An 18401-nucleotide genomic window follows, 5' to 3' on the forward strand; every position below is an offset into this window, starting at 1 on the left:
TGAAACAACCTTCCCTCGATATTTTATTAAGTAAAGTGGATAGCAAGTATACCCTAGTACTGGCGGCTGCCAAACGAGCTCGTACCCTTATGGAGGATCCGGATTTTGAGGTGAACCATAGTGGTGTTAAGCCTGTTAGCATTGCCTTTGATGAAATCGCTAAAGGAAAATATCATTTTGAGTTGACCCGAGAAGGAATTAAGTAATGTTGCGGGATAAAAAGATCTTAGTAGGAATCAGCGGTGGGATTGCTGCCTATAAAGCAGCCGACGTAGTAAGTCGTCTTCGTAAGCAAGGTGCTACCGTGTATGTGGCTATGACTAAGGGGGCAACAGAGTTCATCGCCCCCTTGACCCTCAGGACCCTGTCCGGGAACCCTGTCTATGTGGAGATGTTCGAAGAGCCCAAAGTATGGAATGTCGAGCACATTGCTCTAGCAGAAGCTGTTGATGCAGTACTGGTCGCCCCGGCTACAGCTAATTTGTTAGCCAAAACGGCTGCGGGTATCGCCGATGACTTCCTTTCTACGGTTTTGCTGGCTACTAAGGCACCGATTTTTGCAGCTCCGGCCATGAATCACAATATGTATCACCATCCCGCCACTCAGGAAAACTTGAAGTTATTAAGGCAACGCTCCGTGCAAATTATCGGTCCGGCAACGGGCTTTCAGGCCTGCGGAACCGATGGGGACGGTAGGATGAGCGAGCCACAAGAGCTAGTGGAAGCACTGGTAGGCTTTTTTTCCTTTTCGGGACTTCTTATGGGCAAGAGGGCTTTGGTCACAGCGGGCGGGACTCAAGAACCCCTTGATCCGGTTCGCTATTTAGGCAATCGTTCTTCGGGGAAGATGGGGTTTGCTATTGCTGAGGCTTTAAGGGAGGCTGGAGCGGAAACAGTTCTTGTCACTGCTCCATCTGAATTACCGACACCGAGCGGTGTAAAGCGTGTAGATATTATAACCGCTCAGGAAATGTACGATAGCGTTATGAGTGAGTTTGACAATGTAGATGTCGTCATCAAAGCAGCAGCGGTTGCCGATTATCGTCCAAAAGCGAGTGCTGAACAGAAGATAAAAAAGGATGGTACAAGCCTTACCCTCGAGCTTGTACCTAATCCTGATATCCTTGCCGAATTAGGTAAAATAAAAAACAGACAGCTATTAATAGGATTTGCTGCGGAGACTGAAAAGCTTTATGAACATGCTCAGGCCAAGATGCTACGCAAGAATGTGGACATGCTGGTGGCTAATGATGTGACGAAGCCGGGTGCCGGCTTTGGCAGTCCTACCAATATTGTAACCTTCCTCTTCCCTGATGGAAGAAGAATAGATCTGCCGCAAATGAGCAAGCTTGCAGTAGCAAGAAGATTGGTACAAGAAATTGTTAAGATAATCAAGGAAAAGGAGTGATTAAGTTGGTAAGAAAATTGTTTACTTCCGAGTCGGTCACGGAAGGACATCCCGATAAAATTTGTGACCAGATCTCCGATGCCATATTGGATGCCATTTTTGCCAAAGACCCGAATGCTCGTGTAGCCTGTGAAACTTCCGTAACCACAGGTTTGGTCTTAGTCAGTGGTGAGATTACTACCAATTGTTATGTGGATATCCCCAGTACAGTGCGGCAGGCTATCCGTGAAATCGGCTATACTCGTGCGAAGTATGGCTTCGATGCAGACACCTGCGCCGTTCTCACCTCCATCGGTGAGCAATCTGCAGATATTGCTTTAGGTGTGGATAAGGCCTTGGAAGCTAAAAACGGAGAGATGAGCGATGAGGAGATCGAAGCGATTGGGGCCGGGGACCAAGGGATGATGTTTGGTTACGCCACCAATGAAACGGAAAGCTACATGCCTCTCCCCATCGATTTAGCTCACCGTTTGGCGCGCCGCTTAAGTCAAGTTCGTAAGTCCGATCTTTTAGACTATCTCCGTCCCGATGGCAAAACTCAGGTCACTGTGGAGTATGAAGATAATCGCCCGGTACGGGTTGATACGATCGTTATCTCCACACAGCATCATCCGGAAGTATCTCAGGAACGGATTCGCCGCGATCTTCTGGAGCATGTGGTATTTCCGGTGGTTCCTTCGGAGCTGCTGGATGAAAAGACCCGTTATTTCATTAATCCCACCGGGCGTTTTGTGATTGGTGGTCCCCAAGGAGATGCCGGCTTAACCGGGCGTAAAATTATCGTGGATACCTATGGCGGTATGGCTCGTCATGGGGGCGGTGCTTTCTCGGGTAAGGATCCCACAAAAGTAGACCGTTCTGCTGCCTATGCCGCTCGGTATGTAGCTAAAAATGTGGTAGCTGCGGGCTTGGCCGATCGTTGCGAAATTCAACTTGCCTATGCTATTGGCGTAGCACATCCTGTATCTATATCTGTGGAGACCTTTGGAACTGCGAAGGTTGCCGAGGAGAAAATCGTCGAACTGGTCAAAAAGAATTTTGACCTGCGTCCGGCGGGGATTATCAATGCCTTGGATCTACGTAGACCCATCTATCATCAGACCGCTGCTTATGGACATTTTGGCCGTACAGATTTGGATCTGCCTTGGGAAAGAACCGACAAGGCTGCCACTCTGCGGGAACAAGCCGGAATATAAAGGAACCATCAAATCAACATTAAAAGGGAGACCGCTTCTGCTTTAAAAGTAGTGACGGTACTCCCTTTTCGATTGATATCGCCTAAATAAGACCGCCTTGTTCACGAATCTCTTGTCGCAATTGCTCAAATTGTGATTCATCGACAATGGCCGCAAGCAAAATATCGCGGCCTGTTGCCGCCGTTCCGCCCCCATCACTCATGCCACTGGCAGAGGTGTCGGCAGCATTTAAGGGGCCAACATCCCCGCCAATATCGCCAAGTGTCAAATCAGCTAAACTGCCGATTTGACCGGAGACAGGGTTCATGAGGTTATCGGCAGATCCTCCAGGGTATTTATCTATGCGATCGATTTGGACATCCTCAATGCCCATATTTTTAATACGGTCGGCAATCATTTGAGCTTGCTCTACAGTATTGAAATAAGCAAGGATATTTTTCTCAGCCATATTTATGCTCCTTTCAGCACGTGTTTTCAATTATTAGTACTTTAAGAGTGTGGTTGAGTTTAGAATTGGCCGTTTGCGGTTATTCTATTCGCTTCTCTTCTCTTCATTTGTTTATGCCTGTCTTTCCTAAATAACTTTATTAGGAGAACCTTTTTATTAAGACCCTAAATTTTGCGGATATTTCGTCATATCCGAAGTCAGGCCATCTATGCCCGGACACCTGATGAAGAAATTAAGAACTACTTAAATATTCATAATGATTTGGCCCTGTTGGTTATTGAACAACGAATCCATCTGGCAGGAAGTCAAAGTGATCGGTGCGGGGAAGCAGGAACTCTATCTTGAGGACGGACTTACGTTTAGAGGGAGTCTATTACCTAAAGTGTTAGGCTCGGCAGATGGTGTGGTGTTGTTTGCTATGACCATCGGTGAGAAGATTGATGAAAGAGTACAGTCCTATACCCATCAAGGTAAAACCCTGGAAGCCTTTATCCTGGATGCAGCCGGATCGGCGATCATGGCCAAAGCGGCCTATCATTCGATCTCTGAAATCGAGAAGCTCTATAAGGAAAAGCAGCTTGACACGACGTTTTCCTTAGGGCCGGGGCATTCCTACTGGAAAGGACTCGAAGATGTAAGGTCCATTATCGATTACCTGAAAGGGGAGCGGATTGGCATCAGCCTTACCGACTCCAACCTCATGCTTCCCAAAAAATCCATCGCTATGGTCATGGGAGTAGGAAGCGACTTACCGGACTTCAAGGGTAAAACCCATTGTGATTTTTGCCATCTTAAAGAAAACTGCACTATGAGGGAACTTGGCTCCAATAATTGCTGATGGCGGCCATGGCCGTTTTGGCCGTACCGATCTGGACCTGCCTTGGGAAAAGACCGATAAAGCAGCTACCCTTCGGGAATTATTGCTTGACAATATTATATTTTCAGTTAAACTGGATTTAGTAAGTTTTAACAATTGAAGGATTTCAGGTGCCCTTCGCTAAGAAGGGAGAATAGGGAACCGGGTGCAATTCCCGGACGGACCCGCCACTGTAAAGAGGAGTCTCATGGAGAGATGCCACTGGGTAACTGGGAAGGCAGAGATGGGACGATGACTCGAAGTCAGGAGACCTGCCTGTAATCCAGAGACGCATGAAGCATGGTAAAGTTCATGGTCATTTTGCTTTATCCGAGAGGAGAAGCGAGGTGGCTATGAACTTTTTATTTTTAAAAAGGAGAGTGGAAGAGGATGGGTTATCAGGGGCGGGATGTCGAGGTGGTTTCTTTGAATGAGGAACAATACATTGTGGCAGCGTGTGATTCTTGTGGTGCTATTGGTGAGAAAGAGTTTGATGCTGTCAAAGTCTCTTGGAAGGTAGCCGGCAGGGCTACAGCTCGGGTGGCTTTGCTGGAAGTGCTCGCCGTCGGGGCGATTCCACAGATGCTTACAGTTGCGATTTCTAATGAGCCAAGGCCTGCAGGCGATGCGATACTTAAGGGGGTGAGAGAAGAGTTAAATGCTATGGGGCTGGCTTCATTGCCGATAGCTATTAGTACGGAAAAAAATATGCCTACAAAGCAAACAGGCATAGGGATCAGTGCAGTAGGGCTTTGTGACAAAGCAAAACTTCGTATCGGAAGCTCCAACTTTGGAAACGGCATTTTTTGCCTAGGGCTCCCAAAAGTAGGGGCTGAGGTGATTAACCTCAATGATCCGGAAATTGCCCAAGGTCATCATATCGAGAAATTACTACACCATAGTGAGGTTTATGACATCATCCCGGTAGGATCTCAAGGAATACGTGGTGAAGCCGAAGTTCTTGCCAAGATGATCGGTGCCAAGTTCATTCAAGACTCCCAATGTGAACTAAATATCGACAAATCAGGAGGACCGTCAACTTGTCTTATTTTTACAGCGCCGGAGGATATCGGATTAACTGATCTTGGGTCCGCCCCAATTCGTAAAATCGGGAGGCTTCAAGAGGTTTTAAATTCTTAAAATACTGTGAAGGAATCAAATTTAAGAAAATATCGAAAGAGAGGGAGATTATCATGATTGAACGTGTAAATTCAAAGAAAGAAACACCTCAAAAAACGGCTCAAAATATTAGGCGGATAGCAATTATGGCAGTTTTTATTGCCTTGAGTGCAGTGGGTGCCCTAATTAAAATTCCAAGTCCGGTCGGGACAGTAGGGTTAGATTCGGCTCCCGGTTTTTTTAGCGCTTTAGCCTTTGGCGGTCTTGAAGGAAGCATTGTGATTGCCGTAGGTCATCTGCTTACCTCAGCGGTTGTTGGTTTCCCGCTTGGGATTCCTATGCATTTAGTTATCGCCGTAGAAATGGCTGTTTTTGCTTTGGTCTTTCGTTTGGTTAATAAGAAAATTGGTTTAATTGCTGCAGTGGTTGTAACCTCTCTCCTCAATGGAGTGGTAGGTGCGTTTATGGTTTTACCGGTGGGTGGTATGGGTGCTGTTTTAGGGTTAATGCCCTTTTTATTGGTGGGGTCAATATTGAATGTTGCGGTATCTGCTTTAGCGTATAAAGCACTAAAAGGAAGTCGTTTGATTTAGAGGAGTGTAGGGGTGGAGAAGGTCATTGAGTTAAAAGATGTTTCTTATCGTTATCCACGCGGAGAGGTTGAGAATTTGAAACAAGTCAACTTAACGGTGGGAAAAGGGAAATTCATCGCATTAATGGGGCCCACAGGAGCGGGCAAAACAACCTTAAGTTTATGTTTAAATTGACTGATTCCACAGCTTCTGCAAGGGGATTTAACAGGTGAGGTAATCGTCGCGGGTAAAGAGACAAGTAAGTATCGGGTGCAGGAATTAGCTAAACAGGTCGGGCTTGTTCTTCAGGATGCCGAAAGTCAGATTGTTGGGAGAACCGTTGAAGAAGATGTAGCTTTTGGTCCCCGCAATTTCGGTGTGCCGAAGGAAGAGATTCGGCAAAGGGTTGCCCAAGCCCTTGCCAAAGTTAGACTGAATGATTATGATGAGCGCTCCACATCGGAGTTATCGGGTGGAGAGAAACAAAGGTTGGTGATTGCCGGGGTACTGGCCATGGAGCCGGATCTGCTGGTATTGGATGAGCCAACTTCTGAGCTTGATCCAGAAGGGCGAGTAGAGATTTATCGGACCTTGGATGACCTCTGTCGTGAAAGAGAACGGACGATTTTCATTGTTGAGCATTCCAGTGAGGAAATTCTCCAAAGGGCCGATGAAATTGTTGTACTTAATCAGGGGGGAATTGCCTGGCAAGGGGTTCCGGAAAAACTTTTTCGCGATATACCTCTGCTGCAAGAATTCGGGATTAAGCCCATACCGGTTAGTTTATTAGGCTGGGACTATTACCAAAGAGGATGGATTAAAAGCGGGGACATCCCTCTGGATGTCGGTAGTGCCGAGTCCATAATCCGTTCTTTAGTAAGTAAACACAAGTCAGGGGATCTAATGAACCCCTTAGTCAAGCCTGTTGAGTTAGGAGAAGCACATCGGGAACGGGGGGAGGAGAGGGGGCCTCGGGGTTTACCGTTGATTCAGGTTAAGCGGCTCGCCCACAGATATGAGTCAGGACAAATAGGGATAAAGGGAATTAATCTTATTATTCAAAAAGGGGAATTCGTGGCCCTGGTTGGCTCAAACGGAGCTGGGAAAACCACCCTGGCCAAACACTTGAATGGGTTGCTTCAGCCAACGGAGGGCGAAGTGCTCGTCAAGGGGATGAATACTAAAAAAACTGACACTGCGCAGCTTGCCCGAACGATTGGTTATGTGTTTCAAAACCCGGATCACCAGATTTTTTCGGTCTCCATCGAAAAAGAGTTGGAGTTTGGCTTGAAAAATGCAGGCTTTGCCTCGGCGGAGATTGAGGAGCGGATCACTTGGGCCTTAGAGTTAACCGGTCTGGAAAAATTTCGACGGGTTCACCCTTATACCCTTGGGAAAGGGGAGCGACAGATGATTGCCGTCGCTTCCGTTTTAGCCCTTACTCCAGATATTCTCGTGATTGATGAACCGACGACGGGCCTTGACTGGAGGGGTGTACAAAAAATAATGGAGTTGCTTCGTCAACTCCATAAAAAGGGCACAACAATTGTTATGATTAGTCATGATATGGATATTGTCGCCGAATATGCAGAGCGAGTTATCGTTTTGCAAGGGGGTCAGGTATTGAGTGATACACCAACGTGGGAAGTTCTTGGTAATGTGGAGATCCTACATCAAGCTGCAGTCCTTCCTCCGCAAATCTGTGCCTTGAGTCAAAGACTAGAAGATTTAGGCCTAAGAGCGAATTCGGCTGAAGAATTTAGGAGGACCTTGATCCATATCCTTGAGGAGGGAGAGCGGGTGCTTTGTTTGTAGAATATTTACCTGGGGACAGTTTGCTTCATCGGCTCGATATCCGTACAAAAGTACTAGGCTTGCTAGCGGTTGTAATCTGGTGTTTTATGTTTCAAGCTCCTCTCTATAATTTGGTGCTTCTACTAGGTATCACCTTATTAGCATTCCGGAGCAAGATATCCTTTAAGAAAGTTTGGCGGCTTATTCAACCATTGGTTCCTATTTGTCTATTTCTTGTTATGATTACTGGTTTTACATATCCTCCTGAACGATTCCAGACAGAAATGAGTCAAACCATCCTTTTCTCTACTTATTCAGAAGGGCACGTGGTACTGACTCTGAATGTGGGAGGAATTTTAACTGGGATCAATTTTGTTAGCCGCCTCCTTGTGATGGTCATAGCGTCTTCAGTGTTAACCTTAACGACTCCAATCGATGATTTTATGATCTTTATGAATAGGCTTAGAGTTCCAGCGGAAATAACGTTTATGCTTACAACAGCGCTTCGATTTATCCCCACTTTGGATAAAAAGAGACTACTCATTCTTGAAGCCCAAAGAGCCCGGGGAGCAAAAGTCAATGACAAAAGCACTATGGGACGGATCAAAGCCTATCTTCCAATCATGGTACCGTTATTTGTCAATTCAATTTTAATTGCTGAAGATTTGGCGAAAGCAATGCTCAATCGCGGCTACGGATTGTCGCGCTCTATCACTGAAGTATGCGAACGACCTTTAGCAGTGAAGGATTATTGTATTATGGGTAGCCTTCTTCTACTCATGGGTGGTGGCCTATACTTACGAGTTGTACTAAAGTTCGGATTGCTGTAATTATGGATAAAAGTTCTAAAGGTTTATAGGAAAATGTACGATATTAATTAAAATACAGGCTATATTAATTGTAAGACAGGCTATAAGGAGGAATTATTAATGGATGTCTTAGAATTTGCAATAAAGATGGAATTAGAGGGAGAAAAATATTACAACGAACAAGCAGAAATTAATGAGGGGAATAGCTTGGGCAAAGTTTTTAAGATGTTAGCAAAAGATGAAAGAATGCATGCCAGGGTACTAGAAAAAAAGGCCGGTAAAGAGAGCTATACTTTAGAACCCAATGAAACGTTATCCATGGCTAGAAACGTGTTCAGCAATAAGGAAATGATCAAGAACGAAATCAAAGCAATGCCCAGTCAGGTCGATGTGTACAGAGCAGCTATGGAAAACGAAAGAGAGAGCATTGAACTTTATGAAAAATTCCTAGCAGAAGCATCGGACGAAGAAGCAAAAGCCTTGTTTGGATACCTAATTCAACAAGAAAAAGAGCATTATGACGTTCTCGATCAATTGGTTACCTTGTTAAGTCACTCCGAAGAATGGGTAGAAGATGCGGAGTTTGGCCTAAGAACAGAGTATTGATACCCTCCATAACGGTAAAGCACGCAAGTTTATTCCTGCGCGCTTGTTGTTAGAATAGACCTTTTACCAAGTGGCTACTACTCCATCGGTGCGTTGTTCGGTGGCACCGATCAGAACATCATTTTCATTGCGCCAGACGATCTGCCCCCGTCCAAAGAGGCCGGTCCTCCCGCTCCATTCGATCTCATGCCCCATGCGGCATAGGGCATCGGCAAGATGATGGGGAAAAGATCGCTCGACTTGAACATGGCGGTCTTTGACCCAAAGAAAACGAGGAGCATCCAAGGCTGCTTGAGGATTTAGGTTGAAGTCAATTGCATTCATCAGAACTTGTACATGCCCTTGCGGCTGCATGAATCCCCCCATAACCCCAAAGGGTCCCACCGCTTTTCCGGCTTTGGTAAGAAAACCTGGAATAATCGTATGATAGGGGTGTTTTCTTGGCTCTAAGAAATTTACGTGACTGGGATCTAAGGAGAAGTTATTGCCCCGGTTATGAAGGCTGATGCCGGTTCCGGGAACTACCAGGCCTGACCCAAAGTCCATATAATTGCTTTGAATCATGGAAACCATGTTGCCTTCGTTATCGGCTGTGGCTAGGTAGACGGTTCCGCCTTTGGGTGGAGTGCCCGGTTCAGGAAGAAGGGCACTTTTGCCGATAAGTTTGCGGCGTTCCAGGGCATACCCTTCGGAAAGGAGATCGCTTACCTTAACTTGCATATCCCGAGGATCAGCGATGTATTTCCGTCCGTCCACATAAGCCAGTTTAATAGCCTCGATCTGCTTATGGTAAGTCTCCACACAGTCTTTATCGGTAAATTCAAAGCCTTTAAGGATGTTAAGTGCCATAAGGGCCACTAGGCCATGGCCGTTGGGGGGAATCTCCCAAACATCATAGCCACGATAGTTGAGGCTGACCGGATCTACCCATAGGGGTTGATATTCCTCCAGATCCGATTTGCGAAGATAGCCGCCATATTTTTTCGAGAAAGCATCGATTTGTTCTGCTAGTTCTCCCTTGTAAAAGGATTGGGCGTTACTTTCGGCAATTTTCATCAAGGTCCGGGCATGATCCGGGGAACGCCACATTTCCCCGATAAAGGGAGCACGTCCTTTTGGAGCGAAGGTATCAAACCAGGAGGCATACTCTTCACCTTTAAGGTTATGTAAGTATTCCTCGTAGCAAATTTGCCAGTTGTAGCCGAGAATCGGGGATACGGGGTAGCCTTGTTCCGCATATTCGATGGCAGGCTTTAAGGTCTCGCTTAAGGGTAGTCGGCCAAATCGCTCCGCTAAGGCTGCCCAGGCAGCAGGTGCTCCCGGTACGGTCACGGGAATCCAACCGTATTGGGGCATTTCGCTATGTCCTGCTTTAACTAGATCTTGTCCGGAGAGGGAAGCGGGGGCTGTCCCGCTGGCATTCAGTCCATGTAGCTGGCCTTTGGTCCAGACGAGAGCAAAAGCATCGCCGCCAATACCGTTAGAAGTGGGTTCTACGACTGTCAGGCATGCAGCCGTAGCAATAGCGGCGTCAATGGCGTTTCCTCCTTTTTTGAGGATATCCAAGCCCGCTTGGGCCGCCAGTGCTTGCGAGGTTGCTACCATACCGCGGCTAGAATAATTAAGTAATCTTTTTGAAGCATACGGATAATATAAGGGATCGAAAATCATGCTATTACCTCCTCGATAATGAACTGTAGCAATAATTGCAGCGGGATCCGCTTAGTTTTAGGTTGAACATGGAGCTATTATACCATTTTATTTACTAGAAATCCTTCGTTTCCTGTCTAAGTGCTTCAAAGGCGAAATGTGTCAACAACCCCGTCCCCTTGACAATAACAAGGGATAAGCAAAAGCACCCTGGGTTAAACCTGGGTGCTTAGGTCATGGATTGCTTGTTGCAACATTCCTTAGGCTGCTTCTTTTTTATTTTCGGTTAGCTCATCCTTCTCCTCCCGGAGAACCAGATTAAGAAGAATCCCTGCTAAGGTGGCGTAAGCTACACCATGGCTTTGGACTCCGATTCCCACGGCAAAGATGACCGAGGCGATAATCAGGTTTTTGTTCTTTGAGAAATCCACACGAGCTTCAATCAGGGTGCGAATACCGGTGACACCGATCATGCCGAAGAGATAGAGAGAGACACCACCCATAACCGCTGTGGGAATGGACATAATCAAGGCTTGCAGGGGATTGACAAAGCTTAGAATGATAGCAATGAAGGCTGCTACCCAAAGGTTGAAGGTGCTATAGACCCGGGTTACAGCTAGAACACCGATGTTTTCACCATAGGTGGTTACGGGGGGGCCCCCTAAGAAACTGGCGATTACTGTAGCAAGTCCGTTACCAAGTAAGACACGGTTGAAGCCGGGTTTCTCGATGGGGTCGGAGTGGGTAACATTACCAAGTACGATCATATGACCAAGGTCTTCGATAATCGTAACAAAAGCCAAGGGAGCAAACATTAAGATGGCAGCTTTGTCGAAGGCTGGCCGTTGCCATGCATCTAAGTTAATGGGAGAGGCGAAAATCGTATCCAGGGAAGTTAGCGTAGCCGTTACCCCGGTAAAGTCTACTAAACCGGCAATGGCTGCCACAATATAGCCCACTATGATTCCAGCAAGAATCGGAATAATTTTTAAGAACCCTTTGGCATAGATGCTGAGTAAGGCCGTGACGGCTAAGGTAAAGATGGCGATATACCATTGTTCGGAAGCCATTCCGGCGGCGACCGGAGTAAGACTTAAGCCGATAATGGCAACTACAGGACCGGCGACAACGGAGGGAACAATCTTATGAATCCAAGCACTGCCGAAAACGCTCATTAAGGCAAAAAGTATGATATAAATAATGCCGATGGCTAGTGCGCCGCCCATGGCAGCCGCTAAGTTGTTTTGATCTTTAACAAAATAAGTTAAAGCAGCAATATAAGCAAAAGATGAACCTAAGTAAGCAGGAATCATACTTTTGGTCAAAAGAAGAAAGACGATGGTTCCGATGCCCGAGGAAAGGAGAGCAATAGCAGGACTTAATCCGGTTAAAAAGGGTACCAGTACCGTAGCTCCGAACATAGCAAAAACATGTTGTAAACCGAGGGGAATCGTTTGGGCAAGAGAGAGTCTTTCATGGATTTGAACTTCTCTAATCATGGGTTATCCTCCTTTTCATTATAAAGCAAACAAAAAACCTCTTCCCTGCCCGCAAGCAAGAAAGAGGTGTCCATGTCCAACACTATCATGGTCCGCCATTTTCCTTCTTAGCCTCACGGGACTAATTTAAAGGTCACGGAATATTTACCCTGCTTAGAGCATAGCATAAATAAATTTACTTTGGCAAGAGTTTTTTCTGGAAACCCCAAAAAGCTTAATTCAGTATTGATAAAAGATATTTTTGACATTTCGAGGATTTTCATTTTAGAATTAATTAAAAAGGTAGAAGTGCGGAAGAATTTTTAGTTTGGTGTGTTTAAGTACTTCGCGACGTTTATGATGGCACAATCATGGAGACATCGGTAATCGGGATGAAGATGATGAAGTAGCAAAGTTATTTATGGAAAACAGGATTCCAGAGACTTCTCTAGAATTATTTTTGGGTAAAGTCTAAAGCTAAGGTATCGAAAGGAATTTAGTCCTATTTCCATGATCGAATTTAATTTTAGGAGGTATGTACATGATAATTACAACGACCCCCAATATTGACGGTCGCCAAATTCAAACTTACCATGGGATTGTTACTGGGGAGGCTATTATGGGTGCCAATATTGTAAGGGATATATTCGCCAGTATTACTGATATTATCGGCGGACGTTCCGGCGCCTATGAAGAAAAGCTTCATGATGCCCGTGAAATTGCCCTTCAAGAGATGGAGCGCAATGCCGCTCGGATGGGAGCTAATGCGGTAGTGGGAGTAGATATCGATTATGAGGTTGTCGGTCAAAGCGGGAGTATGCTCATGGTGAGTGTCTCCGGGACCGCCGTAACCGTGGCTTAAAATAAGACAAATGATATTTGGCTGCTTAAGGGATGTTGGGAGACCGACATCCTTTTTTGCTAGGTTTTTGTCCCCTATCTATGTTAGAATTAAGTCTTAAGGATACGAAAGGTGGCGATAAAGTGCATTTTGCTGAGATTCTAGTTGATGTGGCTAATCGCCGCCTTGATCAAGTATTTCATTACCGGATTCCCGATGGGATGTCCTTGAAAAAGGGCATGAGGGTCTTAGTGCCTTTGCAATTTCGCCAAGTTCAAGGGGTAGTGGTTAATCTAACTAATGAATTACCCCAGGGGGTTTCCCCTAGTGCCATCAAGCCTATTCAGGGCGTCGTTGATAATGTGGTGATCATTCCTGAAGATCTGATCGATTTGGCTTTGTGGCTGGCCGAGACCACAATCTGTTCTATTGCTCAAAGCCTTCATACCGTTTGGCCACTTCTGAAAGGTAAGGTGGAGGAATGGGTTGTTCCCATTGCTGCTAAAGATGATGAGGATGTTCAGACCTTAAAAATCCTCGATTCAGATACGTACCAGGCCTTGGCGGTGTTATTTCGATCCCGGAATAAGGCCTTGTCCCTAAGCACTTATCAGAAACGCTCCGGTCTTACGAAAACTCAAGTTGAGCAGCTAGCCAAGCAAGGTTGGGTTAAGTTGGAGTCGCGTTTTACTTCGGGTGTTGCCCGCAGTGTTAATAGAGTCCTTGCTCAAGGAATTGAAAAGATTAATCATTCCCAAAAGATAGAGAATAGCTCTTGTTCAGAGAGATTTTATGCAGGGGACCGTGGGAGAGAGCAGGGAAACGAACTTTTAACTGAAAAGAGTCGAGTATTAACCCCGGAACAAGCAGAGGTTTACGCCAAAGTCAGCCAAGTCCTAGAACGACAAAATTATGAGACTATACTTCTTCATGGTGTAACCGGGAGTGGGAAGACAGAGGTTTACCAAAGACTGATTGAAGAGGTAATAGCCGCCGGAGGATCGGCCATTTTGCTGGTTCCGGAGATCTCTTTGACCTCCCAAATCGCCCAATACTTTCAAAACTTTCCGGGCTTAATTGTCCTGCATTCGGGTCTGCAAGTCGGTGAAAAAGCTAAAGCATGGTCAGAAATATTAAGTGGAAAAGTAAGGATCGTCATTGGCGCACGCTCCGCGGTCTTTGCCCCCCTACCTAACTTGCGCTTGATTATCTTGGATGAAGAACATGAGGGAGCTTACCATCAGGAGGAAAACCCTAAATACCACACCCGGAATGTAGCGCGAAAAAGGATGGAACAGCTTAATGGGGTGGTTCTGCTGGGGAGTGCGACTCCTTCCTTAGAAGCATATGCTGCCGCCCAGACCGGGAAAATCCCTCTGTTGACTATGGAAAAACGGGTAGCCGATCGTCCCCTTCCCCCGGTGGAAGTAGTGGATATGCGGGAGGAGCTGATCAAGGGCAACCGCAGTATGTTTTCTCTCAGTTTACAGAATAAGCTGAAGAGGACTTTGGAGCGGGGAGAACAGAGCATGCTCTTTCTTAACCGCAGGGGTTATTCTACCTTTGTGGTATGTCGGGAGTGCGGTTATGTAGTACGTTGCCGGGACTGTGACATTGCCTTGACTTATCATAGCCAAGGCAATATTATGCGCTGCCATTATTGCAATCGTGAGGAGATCCCACCCCGGACATGCCCGGAGTGTGGCAGCCGCTATATTCGTTTCTTCGGACAGGGAACTCAGCGGATAGAGGAAGAGATTAAGGGGCTTTACCCAGCTGCACGGATTCTGCGTTTGGATTTTGATACCACCCGTTCTAGAGAAGCTTATGAGGAAATCCTCGGCAGCTTTCGCCGCCGGGAGGCTGATATTTTAGTGGGGACCCAGATGCTGGCCAAAGGACTGGATTTTCCTAATGTTACCTTGGTGGGGGTTGTAGCAGCGGATCAAATGTTGAATATGCCTGATTTTCGGGCGCGGGAAAGAACCTTCCAGCTCCTCACCCAAGTGGCGGGCCGGGCCGGTCGCAGTGATAAACCCGGTGAAGTGGTCATTCAGACCTATGCTCCGGAGGATCGGGCCATTATTCAGGCCTCGCACCATAATTACAAGAGTTTTTTCCGGGAGGAGATCGGTTATCGGAAAGCCAGGAATTATCCGCCCTTTACCCATGTGATTCGAGTGACCCTTAGCCATGAGAAAGAAGAAAGAGTGATTAAAGGGGCCAACGGTTTAGCGAATTGTTTAAGACAGGGAATAGCAGGCAAGGGAAATGGGCATACTTCTTTAGATATTCTCGGCCCTGCTCCGGCGGTCATTCCACGTCTGAAAAATCACTTTCGCTGGCAGGTGTCGGTTAAAGGAAAACGGCTTAATGAGTTACGTGAGTGCTTGCATCAAGGCGTCCAACGATTCTCTCATGATTCCCTAAGTTCGGGAATTCAACTTAATATTGAAGTTGATCCTATGGGCCTATAAGACAATGACGAAGGACAGGGATTTATAATATAATGAATAGATACAAGCGAGATAAGAAAGGGGAAAAATAATGGCAATTTATCAAATAGTTGAGATGGGATCTGATATCTTACGGGAGAAAGCAGTCCCTGTCAAAGAGATAACTCCCAATATTGTGAAACTACTGGATAATATGTTTGATACACTTTATGAAGCTAACGGTGTAGGTCTGGCTGCTCCCCAAGTAGGGGTATCCAAACGAGTAGTGGTAATTGATGTAGGGGATGGACCGATGGAGTTAATAAACCCGGTAATTCTGGAAAAGGAAGGGGAGTCCATCGATGACGAAGGGTGCTTGAGCATTCCCGGCGTCACCGGTCAAGTTGCCCGGGCGGCTAAGGTCAAGGTAGAGGCCTTGAACCGGGAGGGGAAGCTGCAAGTTATCGAAGGAACGGGGTTATTAGCCCGCTGCTTGCAGCATGAAATCGATCACTTGGAAGGAGTCCTTTTTGTAGATAAGGCTAGGAAGACCCAACGAACTAGATAAAAGCACAAAATATCTAAGTTTTGGACTTCGATGACGTTAGCGGCATCACTAAAGAATCAAAAATTGGGTCAAGATACTTCGCTAATCCCTCAGTATGACAAGATCAAAACGGCGTGTCATCCTGAGCATCTGTGCGAAAGATCTTTTCTCAGGATAGATGTTAGGAGTAATATATATGCGATTGGTATTCATGGGAACGCCGGATTTCGCCGTCCCCACCTTACAAGCTTTAGTGGCTCATGGTCATGAGGTGGTAGGGGTTTTTACGCAGCCGGATCGCCCCTCCGGGCGGGGGAAAAATTTAAAACCCAGTCCGATAAAAGTTGCTGCTAAGGAGTTGGGGTTAACTGTTTATCAGCCCCTAAAAGTTAAAAATCCCGAGAGTCTGGAATGTTTAAAAGAACTTGTCCCGGAGGCCATCATAGTGGTCGCCTATGGACAAATATTATCTAAAGAGATACTCGACATGCCCACTTATGGCTGTATTAATGTTCATGCCTCCCTTTTGCCGGATTGGCGGGGAGCTGCGCCGATTCACTGGGCGATTCTGCAGGGTGATGAAAAATCCGGGGTTACAACCATGCAGATGGATGAGGGACTGGATACAGGGGATATGCTCCTTAAAGCGGAGTATCCCATTGGGGAGGATACGACAACAGGTGAACTCCACGATGCCCTTGCTCAATTGGGTGCTGAACTTTTAATCCGGACCCTTGAACAGCTGCAAAAAGGGGAGCTAAAAAAAATCCCGCAAAAGGGTCCAACTCGTTATGCCTCCCTCCTTACCCGTGAACTGGAAAAGATTGATTGGTACCGCAGCGCTCAGGAGATTCATAATCAAATTCGTGGACTGAATCCTTGGCCGGGGTCTTATACGACTTTTCGCGGTGAAACAGTCAAGGTTTGGCAGTCAATGCTTTACCTTGAAGAGTTTCCGGCAATCACTGCCGCTGCTAAGCCTGGGGAGATTCTTGAATGTAATCACCGGGGTTTGCTGGTTCAGACCAGGGATGGACGGATTCTAATCACCGAGGTTCAACCTGCCGGGAAGAAGGCCATGCCGGCACGGGACTTTTTCTTAGGTCGTCATGCTCAAATAGGAGAGGGTTTCGGCGAAGGATGGACAAATAATGAGTAAAATGACCGCCAGAGCATTGGCAGTGCGGATCCTCCAGCGGATCGAAGAAGAAAAGGCTTATGCCAACCTGCTTATGCAAAAGTCCCTCTATGAATTATCCGATCCACGGGATCGTCAGCTGACTACCCTTCTGGTCAACGGTACCTTGAAAAATCGCTTGACTTTGGATTATGCACTTAGACGCCACCTGGTTAAGCCAATCTCCCAGTTGCCTCATGAGGTGCGCTGGATTCTCCGTATCAGTGCTTTTCAGATTCTCTATCTTTCCAGAATTCCCGGGGCTATAGCGATCAATGAAGGGGTGGAATTAACCAAAAGACGCCAAGGCCGCTTCACTCCCTTAGTCAATAGTGTATTAAGGAAGGTTCTTGAGAAAGGTTGGGATATTTCTTGGCCCAGTAAAGAAAAGGAACCGATCCGCTATCTTTCTCTTCGCTATTCCCATCCCGAGTGGATGGTCAAGCGTTGGTTAAATCGCTACGGAATGGTCGAAACTGAAGCCCTCTGCCAAGCCAATAATGAACCTGCACCGCTTTGGATTCGTACCAACACCTTAAAAATCTCCCAGGCTCAATTGGTAGAAAGATTGGAGACGGAAGGGGTGGAAGTGCTTCGGGGAGAACGGGTACCGGGGAGCCTAAGGATCGAGGGATTTGGCTCCCTTGAGAAACTACCCAGTTTTCAGGAAGGGCTTTTTACCGTTCAGGATGAAAGCTCTCAATTGGTTGCTCATGTCTTGAATCCCCGCCCTGGTGAGAAGGTCTTAGATGCCTGCGGTGCTCCGGGGGGTAAAACCACTCATTTAGCGCAAAAGATGGAGGATCAAGGTGAAATCCTCGCCTTTGATCTTCATCCCCATAAGGTGCAGCTTATTGAAGGGCTGGCAAAGCGTTTGGGAATTACCATTATTCGGGCTCAGGCGGGGGATGCCCGGGAACTTTCGGGGGTAGAGGATTCTTCCTGCCAAAAGGTACTGGTGGATGCTCCTTGTTCGGGCTTGGGTGTATTACGTCGGCGAGCAGATATGCGCTGGCATAAAGAGGAAAATGAGATTAAGACCTTGCCGGAGCTGCAATTAGCCATTTTAGAACGGGCAGCCCGGTGTGTAGCACCTGGTGGAGAGCTGGTCTATTCTACTTGTACCATTGAGCCGGAAGAAAATTTTGAAGTGATCAAGGCCTTTCGGGCTAAGCATCCTGAGTTTGTTCCTCTTAATCTTGCTGAAGAATTTCCTTATGCATTATCTTCTGAACAGGATCTTAAACAAGCCGCCAAGGGATTTTTGCAGATTTTGCCTCATAAACATGACATGGATGGTTTTTTCCTGGCTAAATTTCGCCGGGGTGAAGTTTAGTTGGAAAGATTTAGGTGAATACTATGAAGAGAGTGGATTGTCGAGACCTGAATATGGAGGAAATGATTCAGCACTGTTTGGAGCTGGCATTACCGAAATTTCGAGGGAGACAGTTATTTCAGTGGGTTC

Annotated in this window: 17 protein-coding genes, 2 pseudogenes and 1 riboswitch; of the genes and pseudogenes, 16 read left to right on the forward strand and 3 right to left on the reverse strand. The window is 46.5% G+C overall.

Going from position 1 to position 18401, the window contains the following annotated elements:
* From rpoZ to metK, 3 genes are all read left to right on the forward strand, one after another.
* A partial coding sequence (gene rpoZ / locus AC1U9U_RS09820) for a DNA-directed RNA polymerase subunit omega (RefSeq protein ID WP_479960386.1) occupies positions 1-206 on the forward strand: 206 nt, incomplete at its 5' end.
* Positions 206-1408, forward strand: a complete 1203-nt coding sequence (coaBC, locus tag AC1U9U_RS09825; RefSeq protein ID WP_479960387.1) for a bifunctional phosphopantothenoylcysteine decarboxylase/phosphopantothenate--cysteine ligase CoaBC — start codon at positions 206-208, stop codon at positions 1406-1408. The genes rpoZ and coaBC, both read left to right, overlap by 1 nt.
* A gap of 5 nt (positions 1409-1413) precedes the next feature.
* Entirely contained in the window at positions 1414-2604 is a 1191-nt protein-coding gene (gene metK, locus AC1U9U_RS09830; protein WP_479960388.1) for a methionine adenosyltransferase, read from the forward strand.
* Positions 2605-2686: 82 nt separating this feature from the next.
* Here metK and AC1U9U_RS09835 read toward each other — a convergent pair whose 3' ends face one another.
* A complete protein-coding gene (locus AC1U9U_RS09835) occupies positions 2687-3052 on the reverse strand; it encodes a hypothetical protein (protein ID WP_479960389.1) in 366 nt (121 codons plus the stop codon).
* Between the two features lie 256 nt (positions 3053-3308).
* Between AC1U9U_RS09835 and AC1U9U_RS09840 the strand changes: the two genes are divergently transcribed.
* From AC1U9U_RS09840 to AC1U9U_RS09870, 7 genes and pseudogenes are all read left to right on the forward strand, one after another.
* Entirely contained in the window at positions 3309-3890 is a 582-nt protein-coding gene (locus AC1U9U_RS09840) for a Vitamin B12 dependent methionine synthase activation subunit (protein WP_479960390.1), read from the forward strand.
* Positions 3871-4029 (forward strand): hypothetical protein, encoded by a 159-nt coding sequence (locus tag AC1U9U_RS09845; RefSeq protein ID WP_479960391.1) that lies wholly within the window; start codon positions 3871-3873, stop codon positions 4027-4029. The genes AC1U9U_RS09840 and AC1U9U_RS09845 overlap by 20 nt, the downstream gene beginning before the upstream one ends.
* Positions 4021-4202: riboswitch (cobalamin riboswitch) on the forward strand. Its footprint overlaps the gene before it by 9 nt.
* A gap of 96 nt (positions 4203-4298) precedes the next feature.
* The gene (locus AC1U9U_RS09850) at positions 4299-5048 is read left to right on the forward strand and encodes an AIR synthase related protein (RefSeq protein ID WP_479960392.1); all 750 of its coding nucleotides are present in this window, start codon (positions 4299-4301) and stop codon (positions 5046-5048) included.
* 53 nt (positions 5049-5101) lie between these two features.
* Positions 5102-5620, forward strand: a complete 519-nt coding sequence (locus AC1U9U_RS09855) for an ECF transporter S component (protein ID WP_479960393.1) — start codon at positions 5102-5104, stop codon at positions 5618-5620.
* Between the two features lie 12 nt (positions 5621-5632).
* A pseudogene (locus AC1U9U_RS09860) lies at positions 5633-7414 on the forward strand (ABC transporter ATP-binding protein).
* Positions 7405-8223, forward strand: a complete 819-nt coding sequence (locus tag AC1U9U_RS09865) for an energy-coupling factor transporter transmembrane component T family protein (protein ID WP_479960394.1) — start codon at positions 7405-7407, stop codon at positions 8221-8223. The pseudogene AC1U9U_RS09860 and the gene AC1U9U_RS09865 overlap by 10 nt, the downstream one beginning before the upstream one ends.
* Positions 8224-8322: 99 nt before the next feature.
* Entirely contained in the window at positions 8323-8808 is a 486-nt protein-coding gene (locus AC1U9U_RS09870) for a ferritin-like domain-containing protein (RefSeq protein WP_479960395.1), read from the forward strand.
* Positions 8809-8871: 63 nt separating this feature from the next.
* Here the strand turns inward: AC1U9U_RS09870 and AC1U9U_RS09875 are convergent, their stop codons facing one another.
* The gene (locus tag AC1U9U_RS09875; RefSeq protein ID WP_479960396.1) at positions 8872-10479 is read right to left on the reverse strand and encodes a gamma-glutamyltransferase family protein; all 1608 of its coding nucleotides are present in this window, start codon (positions 10477-10479) and stop codon (positions 8872-8874) included.
* Between the two features lie 239 nt (positions 10480-10718).
* The gene (locus AC1U9U_RS09880; RefSeq protein WP_479960397.1) at positions 10719-11957 is read right to left on the reverse strand and encodes a solute carrier family 23 protein; all 1239 of its coding nucleotides are present in this window, start codon (positions 11955-11957) and stop codon (positions 10719-10721) included.
* A 520-nt stretch (positions 11958-12477) separates the two neighbouring features.
* Here AC1U9U_RS09880 and AC1U9U_RS09885 point away from each other — a divergent pair.
* The 6 genes and pseudogenes from AC1U9U_RS09885 to AC1U9U_RS09910 form a co-directional block, all read left to right on the forward strand.
* Positions 12478-12798: a heavy metal-binding domain-containing protein gene (locus AC1U9U_RS09885; RefSeq protein WP_479960398.1), complete on the forward strand. Its 321-nt coding sequence runs from the start codon at positions 12478-12480 to the stop codon at positions 12796-12798.
* A gap of 122 nt (positions 12799-12920) precedes the next feature.
* Positions 12921-15254, forward strand: a complete 2334-nt coding sequence (priA, locus tag AC1U9U_RS09890; RefSeq protein WP_479960399.1) for a primosomal protein N' — start codon at positions 12921-12923, stop codon at positions 15252-15254.
* 70 nt (positions 15255-15324) lie between these two features.
* A complete protein-coding gene (gene def / locus AC1U9U_RS09895) occupies positions 15325-15780 on the forward strand; it encodes a peptide deformylase (protein ID WP_479960400.1) in 456 nt (151 codons plus the stop codon).
* A 175-nt stretch (positions 15781-15955) separates the two neighbouring features.
* The gene (gene fmt / locus AC1U9U_RS09900; protein WP_479960401.1) at positions 15956-16918 is read left to right on the forward strand and encodes a methionyl-tRNA formyltransferase; all 963 of its coding nucleotides are present in this window, start codon (positions 15956-15958) and stop codon (positions 16916-16918) included.
* Positions 16911-18272, forward strand: coding sequence for a 16S rRNA (cytosine(967)-C(5))-methyltransferase RsmB (gene rsmB, locus AC1U9U_RS09905; protein ID WP_479960402.1), 1362 nt, complete (start codon positions 16911-16913; stop codon positions 18270-18272). The genes fmt and rsmB overlap by 8 nt, the downstream gene beginning before the upstream one ends.
* 14 nt (positions 18273-18286) lie before the next feature.
* A pseudogene (locus AC1U9U_RS09910) lies at positions 18287-18401 on the forward strand (dual-specificity RNA methyltransferase RlmN); the annotation flags it as partial.

This window comes from Desulfitobacterium sp. (assembly GCF_982384815.1).

Bases quoted from the DNA above. Each gene is read 5' to 3' on its own strand.
- coaBC (WP_479960387.1), top strand. From the start codon at position 206: ATGTTGCGGGATAAAAAGATCTTAGTAGGAATCAGCGGTGGGATTGCT.
- AC1U9U_RS09835 (WP_479960389.1), bottom strand. From the start codon at position 3,052: ATGGCTGAGAAAAATATCCTTGCTTATTTCAATACTGTAGAGCAAGCT.
- AC1U9U_RS09840 (WP_479960390.1), top strand. From the start codon at position 3,309: ATGATTTGGCCCTGTTGGTTATTGAACAACGAATCCATCTGGCAGGAA.
- AC1U9U_RS09850 (WP_479960392.1), top strand. From the start codon at position 4,299: ATGGGTTATCAGGGGCGGGATGTCGAGGTGGTTTCTTTGAATGAGGAA.
- AC1U9U_RS09855 (WP_479960393.1), top strand. From the start codon at position 5,102: ATGATTGAACGTGTAAATTCAAAGAAAGAAACACCTCAAAAAACGGCT.
- AC1U9U_RS09870 (WP_479960395.1), top strand. From the start codon at position 8,323: ATGGATGTCTTAGAATTTGCAATAAAGATGGAATTAGAGGGAGAAAAA.
- AC1U9U_RS09875 (WP_479960396.1), bottom strand. From the start codon at position 10,479: ATGATTTTCGATCCCTTATATTATCCGTATGCTTCAAAAAGATTACTT.
- AC1U9U_RS09880 (WP_479960397.1), bottom strand. From the start codon at position 11,957: ATGATTAGAGAAGTTCAAATCCATGAAAGACTCTCTCTTGCCCAAACG.
- AC1U9U_RS09885 (WP_479960398.1), top strand. From the start codon at position 12,478: ATGATAATTACAACGACCCCCAATATTGACGGTCGCCAAATTCAAACT.
- def (WP_479960400.1), top strand. From the start codon at position 15,325: ATGGCAATTTATCAAATAGTTGAGATGGGATCTGATATCTTACGGGAG.
- fmt (WP_479960401.1), top strand. From the start codon at position 15,956: ATGCGATTGGTATTCATGGGAACGCCGGATTTCGCCGTCCCCACCTTA.
- rsmB (WP_479960402.1), top strand. From the start codon at position 16,911: ATGAGTAAAATGACCGCCAGAGCATTGGCAGTGCGGATCCTCCAGCGG.